Here is a 22,198-nt window from a genome sequence, read left to right as displayed (position 1 = left end):
GTGGTTTCCCGGGCCGGGGCAGGGCGACGGTCAGTCGTCCGGCATGATCAGGCCAAGGCGACCGGCGATGAAGCGGTCCGCAGCCGCTTTGGCCGCCTGATCCGCCGTCTGCGGATTCAGCTTGAACTTTTCCCTGTAAATCTTTGATGTCGCAGTGATTGCAGCGGGCAGGGCGTGCAGCGCCGCGCGGTAGTCTTTCTCCGGCCAAACCTCGAAATCATCCCAGGACCGGAAGGCGGCCACGGCCTTTCCGCGCTGTTCGGCCATCTTCCTGGCCTCGGCGGACATCGGCGATTCCAGCAGCGTGCTGGGCACCAACGACGCCTGAAGGTCGTCCACCTCGAACTGGCGCTCATAGCCGTGACGGATGCTGCCGCGCTCCACCAGGGCCGGTTCGATGGCCGGATCGATGTGGGCGGACACCGTCTTCCATTCCGGAAGATCGAACACCGACGACGGTGGAGCGCACAGGCCGGGCGTCTCGTCGCGCGCGTTGCCCCAGAAGGCGCCGAAGGCCTCGAAAGCCGGTTGCCCATGCCTAGTGAACAGGAAGCAGGGCGCGTCCATTTCCGTGGTCGACAGGACGTGGCGCAGGAAGAGCAGCGCCGTGCCCAGGGACGCGCTTGGAACGTCGCCAAGATTTCTCATCTCTTCAAGGAGATAGGGATCTTTTGGAAGATCCTGGTTGAGAATTTCATCGACCAGCCGGCGCACCGCGGCGTCCTTGTCGGGCACCGCCACAGTCCCGCTTTGGTAGAGATAGACCAGCCACGCCTTGGCCGGTGCACCGCTGTAGCGCCGCAGTGCCGCGGCGGCGGCCTTGGCGTCCTTCGGAATGCCCGCGACGACCGCGGCCAGCGTCTTCTGGCCCGCCGAGTTCTGGGAAGCCAGATCGGTGGCGCGCGCCTCATACAGGGCCCGGCAGGCCGGAATGGCCGACGTGTCGGCGCAGCGGCCGTCACGGTCCGTCAGAAAGGCCTTCTGCGCACGCTCGATGGCATCCCGGCCTTCGACCGGCGTGTTTCCCAGGGTGTCACGCAACAGCGTCGTCAAATCCTCGGCGGCGACCTTCAGATCGGCGCTGGCGCAGATGGTGCGCTCGGCTCGACCGGACGGCTTGGCGCAATCGGGTGGCGTTTGGGCCGCGGCGGCAACGGGGATCAGGCAGAGCGACAGCATGGGGCCGAAAAGCCACGAGGAACGAGGCATAAGGCGCAGCCTTTATCGACGGGATGGAACGGAGAATGGACGCGGGAGCGAGCCGCGACGATAGTGCATCGACCGGAACGCCGGAAGAGACGGATTGGTGCCCTGCACTCTTCCGATGGCTTATATTTTCCATAATACAGATTATATGATCGGCCGTCATCCTGACGTCCGGGCGCCTCCGCCCTTGGCGATGCCCGCAATGCGCGCTACATAAACCGCAGTTTATACCCAACGGTCAGGTTCCGGTGAACGACGCCTCCGCGCCGACGTTTGCGACGACGACATGGCGGCTTCGATGGGCCGCGGGACTGCTCGCCGCCGTCATCGGAATCATTGCATGGCCGGTCCATGCCACCACCGCCTCCGAGACCCAGGCCGAGACCCAGGCCGAGGCCGAGACCGAAACCCCCGCAGACAGCGAAGCCGGGGCGGCACCAACACTCCCCACACCGGTCGATCCGCCGCGTCCCGCCGTGCCGGACCTGTCGGGGTTGCGTACAGCCCTGGCGGAGTTCCAGTGCGCCGAACTGGAGGTCGCGGTCGGCAAGGACCAGAGGGTTGCGATATCCGGCCTGACCGCCGGCGACACCGATCCCGACAGTCTCGCGCTGCTCGCCCAGGATTACGTCACCGGCCAGCGGGCCGCCGTGGACATCGAGCGCGCGTCCCCTGCCCTGTGCGAACCCCTGACCCTGATCGGCGCGCTGCGGACCAGCAACGCCGGCTTGGCGGCGCCCGTGGCGATCCGCCTCGAAGGCGGAATCGGCATAGCGCTCCATGGCGGTCAGGATTTGGTGTTCGACGTGGCCGCACCCGATTTTCCGGCGCATCTTCAGGTGGATTATTTCACCTCTGACGGCGACGTCATCCATTTGTTGCCCAATCCACTGGAAATCAGCGGCCGGGTTGAGGCCGGCGCGGTCCGCCGCCTGGGAGAACGCGGCGCCGGAGGGCGATTCTGGAGCATCGGGCCGCCCTACGGTCACGAACTGATCGTCGTGATCGCCAGCCCCTCGCCGCTGTTTGCGTCGCCGCGGCCCGAGGCCGAGCCGGCGTCCTCCTATCTCCCGGCCTTGAAGCAGGCCCTGGACGCCGCCGCGCCGACCACCGTGGCAACCGCGCGTTTCCTGAAAACCAGGGCGCCTTGACGGTCGTTCAGGCCGGAAGAAGGACGAAACGGGCGAGGATGAGGGTGATGTTGTCCGGCCCGCCGGCCCCGTTGGCGAGGTCGATCAGCCGGGCGCAGGCGTCTTCGGCGGTGGGAGGCGGCTGCTGGGTGAGAATCCGCTGGATCACGCCCTCCGGCACGATTCCCGTGAGCCCATCCGAGCACAGAAGGTAAAGATCATCGGGCCGCAGATCGTGGACGGCGATGTCGGGCTCGACCTGCTCCCCGGTGCCGAGCGCGCGGACGATGATGTTCCGTTGAGGTGCCTGCCCGCGCCGCCCATTGTCGAGCCAAACCTGATAAAGGCTGTGATCGCGTGTCAGCGGACGCAGTTCGCCGTCGCGCAAACGATACAGCCGGCTGTCTCCGGCATGGAAGACGACGATGCGGCCGGTTCCCGGCACCCGCCAGAGCCCCACCAGCGTGGTGCCCATGCCGCGCCCTTCGGCGAATCCGCGCTGGCGGTTCAGGGTGTTGATGCGACGGTTGGCGGCCGCCACCGCGGTGCGGACCGTCGTTGCGGCCTCGGCCGCCGCCCTCTCCTCCTCCAGCGGTGACAGCGTGCCACCGCTGGCGGTCCCATCGGCATGGTCCTGGGACGCAAGGACCGCAGCGACAACCTCCACCGCGGTGCGGCTGGCGATGTCGCCGCCGGCGTGCCCGCCCATGCCGTCGCAGATCACCGCCAAGCCACGCGCCGGATCGAGGTGGAACGAGTCCTCGTTGCGCGACCGGACACGGCCGACATCCGTCTGACCGGCGGCGATCATATTGATCAGGGCGGAATGAATCACGCGAACGGCTCCAGCGCGTTACAGCCGAACCAGCTTCCTGGCAACAGCCTTCGGCAACGCGAAAAAACCGCCTCGGCTCTGCATACGATAATGGCGGAGAGCGAACCGATTGAACAGCGGGAAAGGACGCGTGAAAACGCCTCAGACGCTGACGTCGAGGAGCGTGCCGCGCTGCTTGCCGCCGTAGCCGGTGCCGTTGGTGCGGGCCTGCACCGCCGCCGTCTGCGGATCAATGGCCTGCCCCGACTGGGTCGCGTTGCGCGTCTCCCGCGTCGGGTCCATCTTGCCCACCGCCTGGGTCGCCTGGACCGTCTGGGTGCGGACAGTGGGCGTGGTCTGCTGCGCCGCCTGCACCGCCGGAGACATAGCCATCTGCATCGCCGGTGTGATCGGCGTCTGCGGCTTTGCCATCGGGGGCATATTGAGCGGATTTACCTGCATGACAGAAAGATGCGCCCCCACCCCGATCGATTCAAGGTCCGAATCGACGCAGTGTCTTGTTCAAAAAGCGAAGGCCGCCCCAACCTTCGCCTTCTCGCGGTCGGAAAAAAGGGGCTGCGTCAGACCGCGGGCTGCTGCTGGGTGATGCAGTGGATTCCGCCGCCGCCGCGCACGATATCGAGCGCCGGGACCTGCACCACCTCGCGGTCCGGGAAGGCGCGGCGCACAACGCGGAAGGCCTCGTCGTCCGCCGGATCCTCGAAGGCCGGCATGACGATGCCGCCGTTGGCGATGTAGAGATTCGTGTAGGACAGGGTCAGCCGAACGCCGTTCTCGTCGCGCCGCGCCGGCTGGCGGACCGGGATGACTTCCAACTCGCGCCCCTGGGCGTCGCGGGCGCGCTTCAGCCGGTCCAGATTGTCCTGGAACGCCTTGAAATTGGCGTCGCCGGGATCGTCGGTGGTGATCGCCATCACGACGCCGGGCTTCACGAACAGGGCGATCTCGTCGATGTGGCCATCCGTCTCGTCGTCCTGATAGCCCTCGCCCAGCCAGATCACGCTGGAGATGCCGAGATGCTCCTTCAGCAACTCCTCAATCTCCGCCTTGCCGAGATTCGGGTTGCGGTTGGGATTCAGCAGGCACTGCTCGGTCGTCAGCAGCGTCCCCTCCCCGTCCACATGGAAGGAGCCGCCCTCCATGATCAGGGGAGCTTCGAAGCGGCGCAGGCCGAGATGCTCCAGCATCAGACGCCCGACCTGCTGGTCCTTGGCGCTGTCCGGATAGTTGCCGCCCCAGGCGTTGAAGCGCCAATGGACGCCGGCCACCTGCCCTTTCCGGTCGGTGACGAAGCTGGGCCCGGTGTCGCGGACCCAGGAGTCGCTGATGGGCAGGGGCAGGATCTCGATGCCCGGCCCGCAGGCCAGGGAAGCGTCGGCGACGTCGGCGGGATCGCAGACCATGGTCAGCGGCTCGAACCGGCTGATGGCGCGGGCGACGTCGGTGTAGGCGGCAGCGGCGGCGTCGAAAGCCCCTTCGGGCCAGGTCTCGGGCCGGCACGGCCACGCCATCCAGCAGCGGGTGTGCCGTTCCCATTCGCCCGGCATGGTGAAGCCTTCCGCCGCCGGTGTCGTCATCTTTGAATCTCCTGCCAAATCCCTGAACGGTCCGGCTCTTGTGCGTGGCCGGAGCGGGTCGCCACAGCGTCACCCGTGACCACGGTCACCCTAACCACGGAGCGAAGGATTTGGCAACGGCCACCAAAGGGGCCATCGGAATGCCCGGAGGGGCAGCGCGCTCGACCGCTCAGCGGCGGGAGGGCGGACGGTCCGAATAACGGCGCTTGGGCGCCGAAAAAGGCATCGAAAAACCAAGACGAAGCATGGGGAACCATAAGAGCGTGCGCACGATACGACCTCATTCGCTGTTGCAGATGCCAATACAATAGCAAATGCAGCGGCGAACGGCCACCCCGCCGCCTGCGGCCTAACGGCATAGCCCCTATGAGGCGGTGTTTGGGGGTGACAGGGGGCTTTTCAGCCCCCCTGCACCGCCATCTGTTCGTCCCGTTTCCGCTGACGTTCCTGCCGCGCCATGACCAGGCTGGCGATGAAAATGCCAGTGGCGACCACCACCATCATCAGCGTCGCCAGCGCGTTGATCTGCGGGCTGATGCCGAACTTCACGCTGGAGAAGATGACCATCGGCAACGTGGTGGAGCCCGGACCCGACACGAAGCTGGCGACCACCACGTCGTCGAGCGACAGGGTGAAGGCGAGCAGCCAGCCCGACACGATCGCCGGGGCGATGATCGGCAGCGTGATGACGAAGAACACCTTGGCCGGGCGGGCGCCGAGGTCCATCGCCGCCTCTTCCAGGCTCTCGTCCAGGCTGACGAGGCGCGACTGGATGATGACGGCCACATAGGCCATGGTGAAGGTGGTGTGGGCGATGGTGATCGTCGTCATGCCGCGCCCGTCCGGCCAGCCGATGGCCTGCTCCAGCGCCACGAACAGCAGCAGAAGCGACAGGCCGGTGATGACCTCCGGCATGACCAGCGGCGCGGTGATCATGCCGCCGAACAGCGTCCGTCCACGAAAGCGCCCGAAGCGGGCCAGCGCCAGACCGGCGACGGTGCCGAGCACCACCGACGCGGTGGCCGACATCGCCGCCACCTTGAGCGACAGCCAGGCCGCCCCGAGAAGCTGGTCGTTCTGCAGAAGCTCCGCGTACCATTTGGTGGAGAAACCGCCCCACACCGTGACCAGCCGCGACTCGTTGAAGGAGTAGAAGATCAGCAGCGCGATCGGCACGTAGAGGAAGGCGTAGCCGAACCACAGCGCCCAGGCCAGTTTTCCCATCTGCTTCATCGTCCGGCCTCCGTCTGGCGCCCCTGGACATGCTGGAAGACCATGATCGGCACCACCAGGAACAGCAGAAGCGCGATGGCCACCGCCGAGGCGACGGGCCAGTCACGGTTGGCGAAGAACTCGTTCCACAGCACGCGGCCGATCATCAGCGTGTCCGGACCACCCAGCAGTTCCGGAGTCACGAACTCGCCGACCGAGGGGATGAAGACCAGCAGCGACCCGGCGATGATGCCCGGCAGAGACAGCGGCAGAGTCACCGTCAGGAACGCCTTCCAGGGCCGGCAGCCGAGGTCCGCCGCCGCCTCCAGCAGCGTCGGGTCGAGCTTCTCCAGCGTCGCGTAAAGCGGCAGCACCATGAAGGGCAGATAACAGTAGGTCATGCCGATGTAGACGGCCCAGTCCGAGTACAGCAGCTCGAACGGCTCCGTCGTCAGGCCGGTCCATTGCAGCAGGTTGTCCACCACCCCGTTGGCCTTCAGGATGCCGATCCAGGCGTAGATGCGGATCAGGAAGCTGGTCCAGAAGGGCAGGATGACCAGCATCATCAGCGGCCCGCGCTTGGCCGGCTCGGCCCTGGCGATGGCGTAGGCCATGGGGTAGCCGAGCAGCAGGCAGCAGACGGTGGTGACCAGCGCGATCTTCACCGAGTTCAGATAGGCCAGGATGTAAAGGTCGTCGCCGCCCAGCCGCAAATAGTTGGACAGGTTCAGCAGGATCTGGAGCTTGGTCGTGCCCGCATCCTCGTCCACCAGCCAGTCGATCAGCGGCGCGTAGGGCGGCTGCGCCAGCATCGCCTCCGACAGGCTGATGCCGAACACGATCAGGAAGGGCACCAGGAAGAACAGCAGAAGCCACAGGTAGGGGATGGCGACCACCACCCCCCGCCCCCACAGGCCGATCCGGCGCAGAAGGTCGATCATTGCGTCAGCACCACCCCGGCGAAGGGACGCCAGCTCAGATGCACCTCATCGTCCCAGGTGATGGGCATCTCGGTGCGCCGCACCACGTTGGGCGCCGTGACGCGCACCGTCTTGCCCGTCTTCAGCTCGACCAGATAGATCGACACGTCGCCGAGATAGGCGATCTCGCGCACGATGCCGCTGGTGACATTGCGCCCGTCACTGTTGGCCGGCGGCTCCTTGCTCAGCGCGATCTTCTCCGGGCGGACGGCGACGCCCACCGTGGCGCCGGCGGGGACCGCCACCGCGTGGTTGATGTAGAGGTCGCAGCCGGCGTCCTCGGAGCGGATCAGCACATGGTCGGCCTGATCCTCGACCACCCTGCCCTCGAACATGTTCACCGAACCGATGAACTCGGCGACGAAGCGCGATTGCGGGTACTCGTAGATCTCGGTCGGCGTGCCGGTCTGGGCGATGACGCCGTGGTTCATGACGGCGATCCGCGAGGACATGGTCATCGCCTCCTCCTGGTCGTGGGTGACCACGATGAAGGTGACGCCCAGCTTCTCCTGGATGTTGACCAGCTCGAACTGCGTGCGCTCGCGCAGCCGCTTGTCGAGCGCGCCCAGCGGCTCGTCGAGCAGCAGCAGCTTGGGCCGCTTGACCAGCGAGCGGGCCAGCGCCACGCGCTGCCGCTGGCCGCCGGAGAGCTGGTGCGGCTTGCGCTTGCCGAACTGGCCGAGCTGGACGAGGTCGAGGATCGCCCCCACCCGTTCCTTGATCTCGGCCTTGCCAACGCCGTCCTGCTTCAGGCCGAAGGCGACGTTCTGCTCCACCGACATGTGCGGGAACAGGGCGTAGGACTGGAACATCATGTTGACCGGCCGCTCGTAGGGCGGGATGCCGGCCATGTCGACGCCGTCGATGAAGATCTTGCCCTCGGTCGGCGTCTCGAACCCGGCGAGCATGCGCAGCAGGGTCGTCTTTCCGGAGCCGGAGCCGCCCAGCAGGGCGAAGAACTCGCCCCGGTAGATCGACAGGCTGACCTCGTCCACGGCGACGAAATCGCCGAAGGTCTTGGTCACCTTCTCGATTCGCACATAGGGCTTCTGTCCCGGGTCCTGCCAGGGTTCCAGGCGCGTGGGCTTGCGGATCGGCTGGACGGCCATGCGGGTCCTCTCGGCGTCCTCTCTCATGGGAACGCCCCGGCCGTTCCCACAAGGGAACGACCAGGGCGCGTGTCGTGCGTGCCGGTTCGCGGCCGCGCTTACTTGCCGGTCTTGACCTTGGTCCAGACGCGGGTGCGGGCCCGGTCGGTGGTCTGCTTGATCGACTTCAGCGCGAACAGCTTGAGGCTGCTGTTCTCCGGCAGGAAGACGGCCGGGTTGGTCTTCACGCCCTCGTCAACCGAGGCCAGCGAGGCCGGGACGGCGTTGGCGTAGCTGACCGTGTTGGACACCGCCGCGATGTTCGCCGGGTCGAGGATGAAGTTGATGTAGGCGTGCGCGCCCTCCTTGTTCGGCGCGTCCGCCGGGATGGCCAGCGTGTCCCACCACACCTGCACGCCTTCCTTCGGCGTGATGTATTCGACCTTCACGCCGTTCTTGGCTTCCTCGGCGCGGGCCGCACCCTGGATGGCGTCGCCGTTGTAGGCCATGACGACGCAGGCGTCGCCGCCCGCCAGGATGTTGATGTTCTGGCCGGTGACGAACTGCTTGATGTAGGGGCGGACCGCCAGCAGCGTCTTCTCGACCTTGTCCAGATCCTCCTTCTTCTCGGAATTCGGATCGAGGCCGAGGTAGTTCAGCACCGACGGGATCACGTCGATGGCCGAATCCATCACGGTGATGCCGCAGGCCGCCACCTTCTTCGCCACCTCCGGCTTGAAGATCAGGTCCCAGCTGTCAAGCGGGACGTCGGGGGCGACGGCCTTGATCTTCTCCGGGATGATGGCGATGCCGACCGTGCCGCCCAGATAGGGCACGGCGAACTTGTTGCCGGGGTCCGAGTTCTCGAGGAGCTTGAGGACCTTCGGGTCGACGTTCTTCAGGTTCGGGATCTTCGCCTTGTCGAGCGGCGCCACGACCTTCGCCTGGATCATGCGCGACAGGGTCGGCTCGGCGGTCGGGACGATCACGTCGTAGCCCGACTTGCCGACCAGGACCTTCTGCTCCAGCAGCTCAAGGCTGTCGTAGAGGTCCACCTTGGTGTCGTAGCCGGTGGCCTTCGTGAAGTCCGCCAGCGTCGATTCGCCCAGATAGTCGTTCCAGATGTAGATGTTGACCGGCTTCTTGGCCTGGGCCAGCGCCGGGCCGGCGATGGCGATCGCCGCGACGGCGCCGATGACGCTGAGAGCGAAACGTTTCATGCAGAAAGCCCCCGAATTCTGGATCGTTCGTCAGTTCGTGACTGGTCGACTTTTTTCCATTCGACGTGAGGGGCGGCGTGCATCGCACGGCGTCCCCGGCGCGAGCGCTATTGCACCCACGGGGGGGTTGGTTGTCAACGGTTTGCGGGGGGTTTTGCGGGTTTTGCGGAACGCAAACGCCCCCTTCCGCGGCAACGGCGGAAGGGGGCGGAAAAATGCTCAAACGTTCAGCAGAAGATTTTCGCGCTCCCAGGAACTGATCACCCGGTGATAGGCCTCGTACTCCGCCTCCTTCACGCAGGTCACCGCGTCGAAGAACTTCTCGCCCAGCACCTCCTTCAGCGGCTTGCAGGCGTTGAACTTCTGCAAGGCATCGCCCTGGTGGCGCGGCAGGGTGAAGGCCAGCCGGTAGGCCGAGCCCTTCACCGGGTCGGTCGGCTCCAGCCCCTGGGCCATGCCGAGATAGCCGCAGGCCAGCGAGGCTGCGATGGCGAGGTACGGATTCGCGTCCGCGCCGGCCACCCGGTTCTCCACCCGGCGCGAATCGGCGGGCGAGACGGGAACGCGCAGGCCCGTGGTGCGGTTGTCGCGGCCCCAATGCACGTTGATCGGCGCGTCGGAGTTCGGCACCAGCCGGCGGTAGGAGTTCACGTTCGGCGCCAGCAGCGGCATCGCGTAAGGCAGATACTTCTGCAGCCCGGCGATGTGGGACATGAACAGCGGCGTGTCCGCCCCGTTGGCGTCGGAGAACAGGTTGCGTCCGGAATCCGCGTCGACCACCGACTGGTGGATGTGCATGGCGCTGCCCGGCTCGTTCTGCATCGGCTTGGCCATGAAGGTCGCGTAGACCTGATGGCGCAGCGCCGCCTCGCGGGCCGTCCGCTTGAACAGGAAGGCCTGGTCGGCCAGCTCCAGCGCATCGCCGTGGTTGAAGTTGATCTCGATCTGCGCCGCCCCGGCCTCGTGGGTCAGGGTGTCGATGTCGATGTCCTGCGCCTCGCAGAAGTCGTAGACCATCTCGAAGATCGGATCGAACTCGTTCACCGCGTCGATGCCGAAGGCCTGCCGCCCGCTCTCCACGCGCCCGTTGCGCCCGATCGGCGGCACCAGCGGGTAGTCGGGGTCCTTGTTGACCTGGACGAGGAAGAACTCCAGCTCCGGCGCCACCATCGGCTTCCAGCCGCGCTCCTCGTAAAGCGACAGCACCCGCTTCAGCACATGGCGGGGCGAGAAGTTCACCGGGCCGCCGTCGGCGTAGACGCAGTCGGTGATGACCTGGGCGGTCGGCTCCTCGTACCAGGGGACGAAGCGGATCGTCCGCTCGTCGGGGATCATGTAGATGTCGGAATTCTCATCCGAGGTGACCGAATCGTCCTCCGGATACTCCCCGGTCACGGTCTGGACGAAGATCGCCTCGGGCAGCCGCAGACCGCGGTCGCGCAGGATGCGCAGGAACTTCTCGGCGGGCACGATCTTGCCGCGCGCGATGCCCGACATGTCGGGCACGAGGCATTCCACTTCGGTGATGCGGTTCTTCTTGATGAAGTCTTCCATGAAACCCATGAACGTATGGACCGCACCGGACGGTGGGCAGCCCCTCCCTGCTGTGAACGACCCGCATACTATGATCCCGCACCCCCTCCTCGCGCCAGAGGGGAACAAAGATCCTGCCCATATGACCGCTGGAATCATTGACGGGGCGGGGGTCCCTCCCCTAACTCGGCGGTCATGCCGACCTCATCCCACATCCGCTCGTGGTACGCCGACACCGCGACTCCGCACCCGCAGCACCCGGCGCTGGAGGACTCGCTGTCCTGCGACGTCTGCGTGGTCGGCGGCGGCTACACCGGGCTGATGACCGCGCTGGAACTGGCCGAGCGGGGCTACGACGTGGTCCTGCTGGAAGCCAACCGCGTCGGCTGGGGGGCGTCGGGCCGCAACGGCGGGCAGATCATCACCGGCTACAACAAGTCGATGAGCACCATCGAGCGCTGGGTCGGGAAAGAGGACGCGCGGCGGCTGTGGGACCTCGGCGAGGAGTCCAAAGCGCTGCTGGCGGAGCGGGTGGCCAGACACGCCATTCCCTGCGATCTCACCTGGGGCTTCGCCCACGCGGCGGTGAAGCCACGCCATCTGGACGACGTGGCGGCCATGGAGCGCGAGATGCGCGACGGCTACGGCTACACCAAGGTCCGCGCGCTCGACCGCGCGGCCATGCGGGCGGTCGTGGGCAGCGACGCCTATGTCGGCGGGCTGGCCGACGACGGAAGCGGCCATCTGCACCCGCTGAACTACGCGCTGGGCCTCGCCGATGCCGCCGCCCGGGCGGGCGTTCGCCTCTTCGAGGACAGCCGCGTCACCGCCATCGACACCGGCGACCGCCCCGTCGCCACCACCGCGAAGGGCCGGGTGACAGCGCGTTTCCTGGTGCTGGCCGGGAACGCCTATCTGGGGACGCTGGCGCCGCGCCTGTCGGCCGTGGTGATGCCGGTCGCCACCTACATGATCGCCACCGAACCGTTGGGCGAAGCCACCGCGACCTCCCTGCTGCCGACCAATCTGGCGGTCAGCGACATGAACTTCGTGCTGAATTACTTCCGCCGCTCCGCCGACCACCGGCTGCTGTTCGGCGGCGGCGTCAGCTATTCCGGGCTGGACGCGCCGGGGCTGAAAATCGCCATGCGGTCCAAGATGCTGGCGGTCTTCCCGCAGCTCCGCGGCGCCGCGGTCGATCACTTCTGGGGCGGCCATGTCGCCATCACCATGAACCGCATGCCGCAGGTCGGGCGCCTGACGCCGACCACCTGTTTCGCCCACGGCTATTCGGGCCACGGAGTGGCTCTGGCCGGCATGGCCGGACGGGTGATGGCGGAGGCGATCCGCGGCACGGCGGAGCGGTTCGACGTGTTCGCCCGCGTGCCCCACCTGCCCTTCCCCGGCGGGCGGCGATTCCGCACACCCGCCCTTGTCCTCGCGATGCTCTGGTTCCGGCTGCGCGATCTGCTGTAACCTGCCCGTCCCATTCGCCGCTTCCGGTTCCCCCCCATGTCCGATCTCCCCGATCCCGAAACCGGAAGCACGGATGCCGACGCCACGGCGGCGCCACCCGTCGCGGCGCCGCCCGTCGCGGCGCCGCCCGATGCCGCGCCGCCCGATTCCTCTCCGGCTGCGCCGATGCGGGACACGCACTTCGATTTCGAGCACAAGGTCTTCAGCCTGTCCGGGGCCTTTTTCTGCATCGACCCCTCGTCCAAGCAGCCGGTGCTGCACATCCTGCTGGGCGATCTGAAGGCCGCCCTGCCCTTCAACACGCTGATGGAATCCTTCGACATCAAGGAGGACAGCCGCGACGCCAAGCTGCTGGATGTGGTGGAAAAGGGCTTGGCCTACGTAAAGCAGATCCGCCCCGGCGAGCAGATTCCTGGCGAGCTGCTGGACGGCCGCGCCTCCTGGTCGGTGGAGGAGAAGCACCGGACCATCGCGCGCGGGCGCCTGACCGTCCAGCTCGTCTCCTCGATTTCCGGGACCGAGATGATCGTGGTGAAGGCCGACGAGCTGGAACAGATCGTCGAGGACCCGCAGACCAAGCAGCGCGTCAAGGCCGCCTTCAAGGACATCGCGGCGAAGCTTGGCCTGAAGGACAATTACGAGCAGTACCTGACCGACCGCATCGAGGACCTGACCCAGGAGCTGTCCTACATCGAGGCGCTGCGCGACCGCTTCAACGCGATCCGCGCCATCAGCGGTAAGCTGACCCGGCTGACCCAGATCTATCGGACCGACCGCACCCTGTGCAACGAGGTGGCGCGCATGCAGGGGCTGCTGGGCAAACCGCTGAAGGACTACGACGCCATCTTCGAGCAGGCGGACGCCCAGACCGGCGAGATCTTCGGCGCGTTGAAGGCCTTCGACACCACCGTGACCTTCGTCCGGAAGATCCGCGACGACCTGCGCGCCCGGTTGCTGGAGTGGGAAGACATCCTCCAGGCCTGGGACACCACACCGGTGGAGAAGTCCACCGCCATCGAACAGTTGCAGAAGCAGACCTACCGCTTCCTCGCCAACCGCTTCATGGAAACCAAGGTCTGGATTCGCAAGTAACCGAATTCTCCGCCCTCCCCCGCCGTTGCCGTGGCCGAAGATTCGAATGGCTGCGATGATCGGAAGCGGCTTGTCACCGGAAAGGCGCTCACCAAACATCCCTCCATCCACACCTTGACGGTGGCCGACACGGAGGATGTCGCCATGAAAACAATCAAGCTGTCTTTATGGGGGATTTTAGCCCTTCTCACGATTTTATGGATCGCCGCCGAACCCGGCGTGTTTCTGGCGGACGGTTTCTTCAGCCTTCGCGCCCAACTGGTACAGTACAGCGGAATCGTCGCCATCGGCTGCATGGCCGCGGCGATGATCCTGGCGTTGCGGCCGCGCTGGCCGGAGGCGTGGTTCGGCGGTCTCGACAAGATGTACCGCCTGCACAAATGGCTGGGCATCGCCGGCCTCGTCGCGGCGGTCGTCCACTGGCTGTGGGCCCAGGGGCCGAAATGGGCGGTGGGCTGGGGGTGGCTGGCCCGGCCGCAACGGGGGCCGCGGGCGCTTCCCGACAGCTCCCTTGAGCAGTCGCTCCGCAGCCTGCGCGGCACAGCCGAATGGCTCGGCGAATGGGCCTTCTACGCGGTCGTTCTGCTGATTGCGCTGGCGCTGTTCAAACGCCTCCCCTACCGGCTGTTCTTCAGGACGCACCGCCTGTTGGCGATCGCCCATCTCGTGCTGGTCTTCCACGCCGTCGTGCTGACCGACTTCACTTACTGGAGCGCGCCGATCGGCTGGGTGATGGCGCCACTGCTCGCCGCCAGCGCCTGGGCCGCCATCGTCGTGCTGCTCGGCCGGGTCGCCGCCGGTCGGCGGGTTCCGGGCACGATCGACGCCCTCCATTACTTTCCGGGCGTGCGCACGCTCGAGGTCTCCATCGACGTTCCGCAGGGCTGGCCGGGCCACAAGGCGGGCCAGTTCGCCTTCGCCACCTCGGACCGCGCGGAGGGCGCCCATCCCTACACCATCGCCTCGGCCTGGAACGACGCCGAGCGCCGGATCACCTTCGTGGTGAAGGAGTTGGGCGACCACACCCGGCGGCTGCGGGAGCGGCTGGCGGTTGGCCAGACGGTGACCGTGGAAGGGCCCTACGGCTGCTTCACCTTCGACGATTCCTGCCCGAACCAGATCTGGGTGGGCGGCGGCATCGGAGTCACACCCTTCATCGCCCGCATGAAATTCCTGGCGGCGAACCCTGAACGGCCGCGGCAATCCATCGACTTCTTCCACACCACCAGCGAGTACGATGGGGAGGCGATCGCGAAGCTCACCGCCGACGCGGCGGCGGCGGGGGTTCGCCTCCATGTCCTGGTGGACAGCCGCGACGGTCGACTGGACGGCGCGCGCATCCGTGCCCTGGTGCCGGAATGGCGGGACGCCAGCGTCTGGTTCTGCGGACCGACCGGCTTCGGCCAAGCGCTGCGGCACGACTTCGCAGCACACGGCCTGCCGGTGGAGCAACGCTTCCACCAGGAACTCTTCGCGATGCGCTAGGCAGCCTTACGCCTCCGGCTCGCGCAACAGGGCGCCCTGGCGCAGCAGCTCGCGCTGGATGGCGCCGACCGGGATGTCGCGGGTGCGCTCCCCGCGCCGCGCCGCCATCGACGCACAGACCCCGGCGGCCTGCCCCGTCGCCATGCAGGTGGGCGTGACCCGGTAGGAGGAGTGGGCCTCGTGGCTGCCGGAGATGCAGCGGCCCGCCACCAGCAGCTTCTCCATCCCCTTGGGCAGAAGCGCCCGCATCGGCACCTCGTACCATTCGCCGGAGGGCACACGCTTCAATACCGTGCCGCGGCCCGTCGGGCTGTGGATGTCCACCGGGTAGGTGCCGCGCGCGATGGCATCCTTGAACTTCGCTGCGCCCAGCACGTCGTCCGCGGTCATGGCGTAATCGCCGACGATGCGCCGCGTCTCGCGGATGCCGATGCCGGTGCCGGTCTGGCAGGTGTAGGCGTCGGCGAATCCGGGAGCGTACTTGCGCAGGAAATTGGCGATCTGCGCGGCCTGCCGGTGGCTTTCCCACTCCGCGCGGGTGAGGTCGAAGACGTCAGTGCCCAGCGCGCCGGTGACCCGCGTGCAGTTCAGGGCAATCTCGCCGGGGTGGGTGGTGGCGAAGAACAGGATGTCCTCGCGCGCCAGATCGAGGTCGCCGTTGGCGGTGGCCTTGGAGACGAGGTCCCACAGCCCGTGCACGCCGCGCCATTGCGTCGGATGCTCCCGCACATAGCCGCTGAAGGCGTCGTGGTCGAAGCCGACCATGCGGAACATCAGCGTCATCGGCTGGGTCAGTCCATCCTCCTCCCGCCCGACCTCGTAGTCGCAGCCGGCCAGCGCCGCGATGTCGCCGTCGCCGGTGCAATCCACGATCACGTCGGCCTCGATGACCAAAGGGCCGGACTTGGTCTCGAAAACCACCGCGTCGGGCTTCCCCGGCTCGCCGAGCACGGTGGAGGCGAAGGCGTGCAGCAGCACCTTCACCCCGGCCTCGTCCAGGATCTGCTGCGCGGTGACCTTGAGCACTTCCGGATCGAAGGGAACGGTGAAGCCGGTGTCCGGCGAGGGCGGAACGGCCCCCTGGTTGGTGTAGAGACGCCCCAGAAAGACGGCCAGCGCCCCGCCCACCACCGGCTCGCCGGGGCCGTGGTCCTGCGGCATCAGGCGGGTGTTGTCGACCACCGCCACCGAACCGCGCTGGGTGTAGAAGCTCATCCAGGGCATGACGAGCGCCGCCGTGGCGTTGCCGCCGAGGAAGCCGTAGCGCTCCACCAGGATCGTCTCCGCCCCCGACTGGGCGGCGCCGATGGCCGCCCCCATGCCGGCCGGGCCGCCGCCGACGACAAGGACGTGGCAGCGCGCCGCCTTCATGGCGCGGCGCGGCGGCAGCGTGACGGACTCAGGATTCGGGGGACGGGGCAGGACGGGCACGACTGGCTCCTTTCGTCATTCCGCAGGCTCGGCCGCATGCTCGGCGCGCGGCGCCACGGTGCGGAGGGCCAGCGGCGCCGTCTCGCGGGCGCGCTCCATCAGCACGGGAACCCGGTCGCGCAGCAGTCCCTTCTGCTCCGCGCGGTGGTCCCACAAGCGGTCGAGGTCGGCGAGGAAGGTCCCGGCGGTGGTGTGGGACACGGTCGCCCGCGGCTCCAACCCCACCGAAGACAGGAAATCCGACACCTTGGAGGCGTAGGGCAGAGCGATCAGCGGCGTGCCGGTGATCGCGGCGAAGATCAGGAAATGCAGCCGCATCCCCACGGCCAGTTCGAAATGCTCCATCAGCCCGATGATCTGGCGCGGCGTGTAGCGGTACTGGAGCAGATGGGCGCGCTCCGACACCGCCATGCGGCCCATGACGCGGTGGGCCTCGCGCACGTCGGCGCGCTCCATCGGCACGAACACCACGTCGGCGCCGAAGCGCTGCACGATGTAGTCCGCCGCCTCCGCCAGGAGCTGGTGGTAGGCCGCGTCGGTGAGTTCGGGCGCCGCGGCCCCCTGCTCGCGCACCGACAGGCCGACCAGCGGCCGGCCGCGCGGGATGCCGGCCTCCGCCAGCATCTCCTCGGTGAAGGGCTCCGGAGTCAGCAGCAGCGCCGGATCAGCGGTGACCGTCACCGGAATCTGCACGCCGATCTCCTCGATCAACCGCTTGGCGCTCGGTTCGCGGACGGTGATGCCGGCCATGCGGTCCAGCCCCTCGCGCACCGCCTCGCGCTCCACCCGGTCCTTCAGCGGGCCGACGCCGATGGCGAAGGTGTAGGTCGGCACCCCCAGATTCTGCGCGATGGTGACCTCGCGCAGGTAGGTCTGCGCCTCGCTGTCATAGAGGATACCGCCGCCGCCGAGGAGAAGCAGGTCGAGCCGCTCGACCTCCGGGGTGATTTCGTCCTTCATGGCTTCCCGCGGATTCAGGACGCGGTCCACCGCGTGGTTCTCGCGGGTGTGGGCGGCGTTGCGGGAAAAGACGACCACCTCAACCCCCGGCGCCGTGGCGCGCAGCTGCTCGATGGCCGAGGTGAGGATCGCCTCGTCACCCAGGTTCAGGCCGCCGTAAGATCCTGAAATGCCTATGACCGTCATCCAATCCCCCTGCCGCGCCGGATCAGGGCGCCTATGCCTTCGGTTGCAACCCGACCGGCTGGCGAAGGTTCCGCGCGGCCGCTATTCTTCCGCCGCCTCCGTCCGGCGTTGAAGGGGCGGGATCAGAAAGGACACGACACGGCGGACGATGCAGAAACCCAAGCTGTTCCTCGACCTCGACGGCGTTCTGGCCGACTTCGACCGCGGCGTGAAGGCGGTCACCGGCAAACGTCCGGAGGAGATCCCGATGAAGGTCATGTGGCGGGAGCTGTCGCGCCACCCGGACTTCTTCGGCACGCTGGAGTTCATGCACGACGCGCAGGACCTCTGGCGATTCTGCGAACCCCACGGCCCGACCATCCTGACCGGGCTGCCGCTGGGTTCCTGGGCGCCGGAGCAGAAGCGGCGCTGGGTCGCCCATATGCTCGGTCCCCATGTGCGGGTCATCACCTGCATGGCGCGCGACAAGCACCGCCACGGCGGGCCGGGAACGGTTCTGGTGGACGACCGCGAGAAGGCCCGCGATCCCTGGACCCAGGCGGGCGGCGACTTCATCCTGCACACCAGCGCGAAGGAGAGCATCGCCGCCCTGAAGCGCCTGGGCTTTACCGGCTGAGAGCCATTTGACCGGCATCACTCCGCCGGCAGCCGCTTCCCCTCGCTGCGCGTCTTGAGAAGCGAGACGACCACGCCGCCCGCGATCAGGGTCAGCGTCACGCCGAGCGAGATCAGCGGGTCCGGCTTGCCGACGAACTGGGTGTAGAAGATCTTGCCCCCGATGAAGACCAGCACCAGCGCCAGCGCGTATTTCAGGTAACGGAAGCGGTGGACCATCGCTGCCAGCGCGAAGTAGAGCGCGCGCAGGCCGAGGATGGCGAAGATGTTGCTGGTGTAGATGATGTAAGGGTCGGTGGTGATGGCGAAGATCGCCGGCACGCTGTCCACCGCAAAGATCAGGTCGGCGAACTCGACCATCATCAGCGCCAGGAACAGCGGCGTGGCGTGCAGCGCGCTCCGCCCGTCCGGCCCCGCCTCGCGCACGAAGAACGTCTGGCCGCGGAAGCCGTCGGTGATCCGCAGGTGACGGTTCAGGAAGCGCAGCGCCGGGTTGCCGGCGAGGTCCGGCTCCTTGTCCACGGCGAACAGCATCTTCACGCCGGTGAGCAGCAGGAAGGCGCCGAAGACGTAGAGCACCCAGTGGAACTCGCTGACCAGCGCGGCCCCGGCGGCGATCATCAGGCCGCGCATCACGATCACGCCCAGGATGCCCCAAAACAGCACACGGTGCTGGTAGGCGCGCGGGACCGCGAAGTAGGTGAAGATCAGCGATATGACGAAGACGTTGTCGAGCGACAGGCTCTTTTCGATGAAGAAGCCCGTGTAGTACTGCGCCGCCGCGGTGTCGCCCATCGACCACCAGATCCAGCCGCCGAACAGCAGGGCGACGGCGATGTAGAAGGCGGAGAGGCGGAGGCTTTCCTTCACGCCGATCTCGCGGTCACGGCGGTTGAGGATGCCGAGGTCGAAGGCCAGCAGGGCCAGGACGAGGCCGACGAAGGTCAGCCAGACCCACGCCGGCTTTCCCATGAACTCGAGAAAGACGGGTGCGATAAGGGAATCCATAACAAGACCCACTTGATTGCGCTGCGTCTGCAGTGAATTCAAGCGGGATCCGACATCACGGCTGACGCCTCAGCCGTCAGAGGGGCCCGGACCCGAACGCCACGCAAATGGTGTTGCCGATTGTCCGTTCAAGAACCGCGTCCCGCGAGTCGATCAACTTTTGCCGCAGAACTTCCTTCCTTTGGCGATCATGGCGCACCGTCGAACCGAGATGGACGGTCTTTTTGATGCATCCAGGCCACAGTGAAGGCAAGAATTCATAACTGGCGATACACTTAGGGTTGCTTTCCCGTCCATCTCTCTTGTGCCGATGGATTCGATCTGCCAAGAACACGGGAAAATCCACACGCGCGAAGGCGCCAGGAGTTCCGCATGAACCAAGCCGAGCTCATCGAGACCATCGCGACCAACGCCGGCATCCGCAAATCCGATGCGGCGAAGGTCGTGCAGTCGGTGTTCGAAGGCATTTCCTCGGCGCTCGCCCGCGGCGAGGAGGTGCGCCTTGCCGGGTTCGGCATTTTCGAGGTGGCCGAGCGCGCCGCCCGCGAGGGGCGCAACCCGCGCACCGGCGAGGCGGTGCAGATCGCCGCGTCCAAGGCGCCGCGGTTCAAGCCGGCCAAGCAATTGCGCGACGTGGTGAACGTCTGATCGACATCGCCCAATCCAAGGCCGTTCCAAAACGGCCGACTCACAGGGGAACGGAGCTGAACGCGGCCATGACCATCGAAGCATCGGAATTGCAGGCCCTGACCGCCAAGGTCGTCTCGGCCTATGTCGGCAACAACACGGTGCCGGTCTCCGACCTGCCGGCGCTGATCCTGAACGTTCAGGCGGCCTTCAACGGCCTGGGCGAGGAAAAGGCCGCGCCGGCCAAGGCCGAACTGGTCCCCGCGGTGCCGATCAAGAAGTCGGTCACCCCGGAATACATCATCTGTCTTGAGGACGGAAAGAAGCTGAAGATGCTGAAGCGGCATCTCAAGACCGTCTACGACATGTCCCCGGACGACTACCGCGCCAAGTGGAGCCTGCCGGCGGAATATCCGATGGTTGCCCCGAACTACGCCAAGGCCCGGTCGGAAATGGCCACCAAGCTCGGCTTGGGCCGCAAGCGGGTCGCGCAGGACTGACCCCCTGCCCTTCACCCGGCGGCCGACCGATCCGGTGGTTTACAGCGGGCGCGTCCCCAGGATGCGCCCTTTTTGTTTAAAGCGTTCCGTCAACGATCGTCCGGCAGCACCGTGTCCCCGTGCCCCAGTGGACGCTGCATCAGGACGCTGTCCACCCAGCGCCCGAACTTGAATCCAACCGACCTCAGCAGGCCCGCTGATTCGAAACCCAGACTCCGGTGCAGGCCGATGGACGCCGCGTTGCCGCTGTCGCCGATCACCGCGAGCATCTGGCGGCACCCCGCCGCCGCGCAGCGGTCGATCACCGCCGCGAGCAAGGCCCGCCCGGCACCGCGGCCTGTGCAGTCCGGGTCGAGATAAATCGAATCCTCAACGCTGTAGCGGTAGGCGGTGCGCAGCCGGTAAGGTCCGGCATAGGCGTATCCTATGACCCGCCCGTCCATCTCCGCAACGACATAGGGCATGCCCCGGGCCAGCACGTCGTCCCGCCGGCGGGCAAGCTCCTCCGGACCGGGAGGCACCTCCTCGAAGCTGGCCGTGCCGGTCAGGACATGGTGGGTGTAGATCGCGTGGATGCGCGGCAGATCGTCGGTCCGGCTGTCGCGGATGTGCATGAGGGGGCCTCTCGCCTTGTTCGGACCTGGAATAGCACGTCCGCAACCTGGGAGAACACCGGCCTCGCCGGGGCGGGACCGCGCTTCACCGCGCACCCCTGAAGAACGTCATATGCCCTGTAGCGCGCGCCATTAGCCTGTATGGCCAGAGCTTATGCAGAGGATAAAGCCGTATGGCCGAGTGATGACCAAGCGGAGAGAACCGCATCTGCCTTAACTCCAAACGAAAATCGTCATCTTTTCGCCAATCTTCCAAAAGTTCTTCCGATCTTTTCGGCATTCATAAGGCCCGAATAGTCCGGACATAGGCCAAAAAATATTGCTGCACCGCCGTTTCAAGGCTTGATCCAACTTGGAGGTGGCGGCACAGTATCAATGTCTGATTGACGTGTTCCCGGATAATTTCGGCAAATCCCCCACAAAAAAAATGCCGAAACGGTGGGCGTCTGCGAACGGCCATCGAAAGGGTTCCACGGCAAGGGACGGTGGAGCGTTGGAGAGAGGAGGCCGGTGTGCTCAAGAAACTCCTGACTGGTGAAAACGCCAGCCTGACCCGCTATGTCGAGGAGTCGAAGCGGTTCCCCATCCTGGCCCCCGACGAAGAGCGCGAGCTCGCCGTCGCCTGGCGTGACCGCGGGAACGGCCATGCGCTGGAACGTCTGGTGGGCAGCCACCTGCGGCTGGTCATCAAGATCGCCCGCGGCTTCGGCGGCTACGGCCTGCCGCTGCCCGACCTCGTCGCCGAAGGCAATGTTGGCCTGATGCAGGCCGCGCAGAAGTTCGATCCGGAGCGCGGCTTCCGTTTCGCGACTTACGCCACCTGGTGGATCCGCGCCTCCATCCAGGAATACATCCTGCACAGCTGGTCGCTGGTGAAGATGGGCACGACCGCTGCCCAGAAGAAGCTGTTCTTCAACCTGCGCCGCCTGAAGAGCCAGATGCAGGAGCTGGAGCAGGGCGACCTGTCCCCCTCGACCGTCACCGCCATCGCCACCGAGCTGGACGTGCCGGAGCAGGAGGTGGTGGAGATGAACCGCCGGCTCTCGTCCAACGACAGCTCGCTCGACGCCGCCCTGTCCAGCGACGGTGAGACCAACTGGCTGGAACTCCTGGCCGACGACCGCCCGACGCAGGAGAGCGTGATTGCCGACGCCGACGAGCTGGCCCTGCGCCGCCGGCTGGTCGGCCAAGCCCTGGAGCGGCTGGACGACCGCGAGCGCCGCATCCTGTTCGAGCGCCGCCTGAAGGAGGATCCGTCGACCCTGGAGTCGCTGAGCCAGCAGTTCTGCGTGTCGCGCGAGCGGGTGCGCCAGATCGAGGTGCGCGCCTTCGAAAAGCTGCAGAAAGCCGTCCTCAGCGCCGCCCAGGCTCTGCGCCGCGCCCCGGCCCACATGGCTGCCTGATGTAGACGAACAGTCGAAGT

21 protein-coding genes are annotated in these 22,198 nt (G+C 66.7%); 8 read left to right on the top strand and 13 right to left on the bottom strand.

All coding sequences use genetic code 11. The annotated features are described in order from the left end of the window. Window positions 1–30: 30 nt before the first annotated feature. Complete coding sequence (locus tag FBZ83_RS17285; protein WP_186466116.1) at window positions 31–1,179, bottom strand: lysozyme inhibitor LprI family protein; 1,149 nt, start codon at window positions 1,177–1,179, stop codon at window positions 31–33. Between the two features lie 275 nt (window positions 1,180–1,454). Here FBZ83_RS17285 and FBZ83_RS17280 point away from each other — a divergent pair, with 275 nt between their 5' ends. Then, on the top strand, window positions 1,455–2,357 hold the full coding sequence (locus FBZ83_RS17280; RefSeq protein ID WP_145686154.1) for a DUF4384 domain-containing protein: 903 nt from the start codon (window positions 1,455–1,457) through the stop codon (window positions 2,355–2,357). A 7-nt stretch (window positions 2,358–2,364) separates the two neighbouring features. On the opposite strand, the gene FBZ83_RS17275 is transcribed toward FBZ83_RS17280, so the two are convergent. The 8 genes from FBZ83_RS17275 to FBZ83_RS17240 all read right to left on the bottom strand — a co-directional run bounded on the left by FBZ83_RS17275 (window position 2,365) and on the right by FBZ83_RS17240 (window position 10,811). After that, the gene (locus FBZ83_RS17275; RefSeq protein WP_247888341.1) at window positions 2,365–3,171 is read right to left on the bottom strand and encodes a PP2C family protein-serine/threonine phosphatase; all 807 of its coding nucleotides are present in this window, start codon (window positions 3,169–3,171) and stop codon (window positions 2,365–2,367) included. Between the two features lie 141 nt (window positions 3,172–3,312). Further along, window positions 3,313–3,543 (bottom strand): hypothetical protein, encoded by a 231-nt coding sequence (locus tag FBZ83_RS17270; RefSeq protein WP_247888340.1) that lies wholly within the window; start codon window positions 3,541–3,543, stop codon window positions 3,313–3,315. A gap of 188 nt (window positions 3,544–3,731) precedes the next feature. After that, the gene (locus tag FBZ83_RS17265; protein ID WP_145686146.1) at window positions 3,732–4,748 is read right to left on the bottom strand and encodes an agmatine deiminase family protein; all 1,017 of its coding nucleotides are present in this window, start codon (window positions 4,746–4,748) and stop codon (window positions 3,732–3,734) included. Between the two features lie 399 nt (window positions 4,749–5,147). Further along, window positions 5,148–5,981, bottom strand: a complete 834-nt coding sequence (locus tag FBZ83_RS17260) for an ABC transporter permease subunit (RefSeq protein ID WP_137138499.1) — start codon at window positions 5,979–5,981, stop codon at window positions 5,148–5,150. After that, entirely contained in the window at window positions 5,978–6,901 is a 924-nt protein-coding gene (locus tag FBZ83_RS17255) for an ABC transporter permease subunit (protein ID WP_145686137.1), read from the bottom strand. Before FBZ83_RS17255 ends, FBZ83_RS17260 begins: the two co-directional genes overlap by 4 nt. Beyond that, entirely contained in the window at window positions 6,898–8,049 is a 1,152-nt protein-coding gene (locus FBZ83_RS17250; protein ID WP_145686988.1) for an ABC transporter ATP-binding protein, read from the bottom strand. Before FBZ83_RS17250 ends, FBZ83_RS17255 begins: the two co-directional genes overlap by 4 nt. A 98-nt stretch (window positions 8,050–8,147) precedes the next feature. Further along, a complete protein-coding gene (locus tag FBZ83_RS17245; protein ID WP_014240469.1) occupies window positions 8,148–9,248 on the bottom strand; it encodes an extracellular solute-binding protein in 1,101 nt (366 codons plus the stop codon). Between the two features lie 219 nt (window positions 9,249–9,467). Next, on the bottom strand, window positions 9,468–10,811 hold the full coding sequence (locus tag FBZ83_RS17240; RefSeq protein WP_145686128.1) for a glutamine synthetase family protein: 1,344 nt from the start codon (window positions 10,809–10,811) through the stop codon (window positions 9,468–9,470). A gap of 165 nt (window positions 10,812–10,976) precedes the next feature. Here FBZ83_RS17240 and FBZ83_RS17235 point away from each other — a divergent pair, with 165 nt between their 5' ends. From FBZ83_RS17235 to FBZ83_RS17225, 3 genes are all read left to right on the top strand, one after another. Next, complete coding sequence (locus FBZ83_RS17235; RefSeq protein WP_145686126.1) at window positions 10,977–12,257, top strand: NAD(P)/FAD-dependent oxidoreductase; 1,281 nt, start codon at window positions 10,977–10,979, stop codon at window positions 12,255–12,257. Window positions 12,258–12,293: 36 nt separating this feature from the next. Continuing rightward, entirely contained in the window at window positions 12,294–13,349 is a 1,056-nt protein-coding gene (locus FBZ83_RS17230) for a hypothetical protein (protein ID WP_145686124.1), read from the top strand. A gap of 219 nt (window positions 13,350–13,568) precedes the next feature. Further along, window positions 13,569–14,834 carry a ferredoxin reductase family protein gene (locus FBZ83_RS17225; RefSeq protein ID WP_247888339.1) on the top strand — a complete coding sequence of 422 codons (1,266 nt, stop codon included), beginning with the start codon at window positions 13,569–13,571 and terminating at the stop codon, window positions 14,832–14,834. A 6-nt stretch (window positions 14,835–14,840) separates the two neighbouring features. Here FBZ83_RS17225 and FBZ83_RS17220 read toward each other — a convergent pair whose 3' ends face one another. Then, window positions 14,841–16,265, bottom strand: a complete 1,425-nt coding sequence (locus tag FBZ83_RS17220; RefSeq protein ID WP_247888338.1) for an FAD-dependent oxidoreductase — start codon at window positions 16,263–16,265, stop codon at window positions 14,841–14,843. Between the two features lie 15 nt (window positions 16,266–16,280). After that, window positions 16,281–17,411, bottom strand: coding sequence for a polysaccharide pyruvyl transferase family protein (locus FBZ83_RS17215; RefSeq protein WP_145686120.1), 1,131 nt, complete (start codon window positions 17,409–17,411; stop codon window positions 16,281–16,283). 148 nt (window positions 17,412–17,559) lie between these two features. Here FBZ83_RS17215 and FBZ83_RS17210 point away from each other — a divergent pair, with 148 nt between their 5' ends. Further along, entirely contained in the window at window positions 17,560–18,027 is a 468-nt protein-coding gene (locus FBZ83_RS17210; RefSeq protein ID WP_145686118.1) for a hypothetical protein, read from the top strand. A 17-nt stretch (window positions 18,028–18,044) separates the two neighbouring features. On the opposite strand, the gene FBZ83_RS17205 is transcribed toward FBZ83_RS17210, so the two are convergent. Further along, on the bottom strand, window positions 18,045–19,034 hold the full coding sequence (locus FBZ83_RS17205; protein WP_145686116.1) for a TerC family protein: 990 nt from the start codon (window positions 19,032–19,034) through the stop codon (window positions 18,045–18,047). A gap of 321 nt (window positions 19,035–19,355) precedes the next feature. Here FBZ83_RS17205 and FBZ83_RS17200 point away from each other — a divergent pair, with 321 nt between their 5' ends. Both FBZ83_RS17200 and FBZ83_RS17195 read left to right on the top strand, forming a co-directional pair. Continuing rightward, complete coding sequence (locus tag FBZ83_RS17200) at window positions 19,356–19,682, top strand: HU family DNA-binding protein (RefSeq protein WP_282184083.1); 327 nt, start codon at window positions 19,356–19,358, stop codon at window positions 19,680–19,682. Window positions 19,683–19,750: 68 nt separating this feature from the next. Next, window positions 19,751–20,161: a MucR family transcriptional regulator gene (locus FBZ83_RS17195; RefSeq protein WP_145686114.1), complete on the top strand. Its 411-nt coding sequence runs from the start codon at window positions 19,751–19,753 to the stop codon at window positions 20,159–20,161. Between the two features lie 89 nt (window positions 20,162–20,250). Here the strand turns inward: FBZ83_RS17195 and FBZ83_RS17190 are convergent, their stop codons facing one another. Continuing rightward, complete coding sequence (locus FBZ83_RS17190; RefSeq protein WP_145686106.1) at window positions 20,251–20,775, bottom strand: GNAT family N-acetyltransferase; 525 nt, start codon at window positions 20,773–20,775, stop codon at window positions 20,251–20,253. Window positions 20,776–21,287: 512 nt separating this feature from the next. Here FBZ83_RS17190 and rpoH point away from each other — a divergent pair. Beyond that, window positions 21,288–22,178, top strand: coding sequence for an RNA polymerase sigma factor RpoH (gene rpoH / locus FBZ83_RS17185; RefSeq protein ID WP_145686101.1), 891 nt, complete (start codon window positions 21,288–21,290; stop codon window positions 22,176–22,178). Window positions 22,179–22,198 lie beyond the last annotated feature (20 nt).

Source organism: Azospirillum brasilense, assembly GCF_007827815.1.
GTDB classification, from domain to species: Bacteria; Pseudomonadota; Alphaproteobacteria; order Azospirillales; family Azospirillaceae; genus Azospirillum; species Azospirillum brasilense_C.
This window is presented reverse-complemented; position numbering and strand designations above follow the sequence as displayed.

Coding starts and splice junctions, on each gene's coding strand:
- FBZ83_RS17235 (WP_145686126.1), top strand. CDS start 10,977: ATGCCGACCTCATCCCACATCCGCTCGTGGTACGCCGACACCGCGACT.
- FBZ83_RS17210 (WP_145686118.1), top strand. CDS start 17,560: ATGCAGAAACCCAAGCTGTTCCTCGACCTCGACGGCGTTCTGGCCGAC.
- FBZ83_RS17270 (WP_247888340.1), bottom strand. CDS start 3,543: ATGGCTATGTCTCCGGCGGTGCAGGCGGCGCAGCAGACCACGCCCACT.
- FBZ83_RS17190 (WP_145686106.1), bottom strand. CDS start 20,775: ATGCACATCCGCGACAGCCGGACCGACGATCTGCCGCGCATCCACGCG.
- FBZ83_RS17250 (WP_145686988.1), bottom strand. CDS start 8,049: ATGGCCGTCCAGCCGATCCGCAAGCCCACGCGCCTGGAACCCTGGCAG.
- FBZ83_RS17195 (WP_145686114.1), top strand. CDS start 19,751: ATGACCATCGAAGCATCGGAATTGCAGGCCCTGACCGCCAAGGTCGTC.
- FBZ83_RS17285 (WP_186466116.1), bottom strand. CDS start 1,179: ATGCTGTCGCTCTGCCTGATCCCCGTTGCCGCCGCGGCCCAAACGCCA.
- FBZ83_RS17260 (WP_137138499.1), bottom strand. CDS start 5,981: ATGAAGCAGATGGGAAAACTGGCCTGGGCGCTGTGGTTCGGCTACGCC.
- FBZ83_RS17240 (WP_145686128.1), bottom strand. CDS start 10,811: ATGGGTTTCATGGAAGACTTCATCAAGAAGAACCGCATCACCGAAGTG.
- FBZ83_RS17245 (WP_014240469.1), bottom strand. CDS start 9,248: ATGAAACGTTTCGCTCTCAGCGTCATCGGCGCCGTCGCGGCGATCGCC.
- FBZ83_RS17230 (WP_145686124.1), top strand. CDS start 12,294: ATGTCCGATCTCCCCGATCCCGAAACCGGAAGCACGGATGCCGACGCC.
- FBZ83_RS17215 (WP_145686120.1), bottom strand. CDS start 17,411: ATGACGGTCATAGGCATTTCAGGATCTTACGGCGGCCTGAACCTGGGT.
- FBZ83_RS17265 (WP_145686146.1), bottom strand. CDS start 4,748: ATGACGACACCGGCGGCGGAAGGCTTCACCATGCCGGGCGAATGGGAA.
- FBZ83_RS17255 (WP_145686137.1), bottom strand. CDS start 6,901: ATGATCGACCTTCTGCGCCGGATCGGCCTGTGGGGGCGGGGGGTGGTG.
- FBZ83_RS17205 (WP_145686116.1), bottom strand. CDS start 19,034: ATGGATTCCCTTATCGCACCCGTCTTTCTCGAGTTCATGGGAAAGCCG.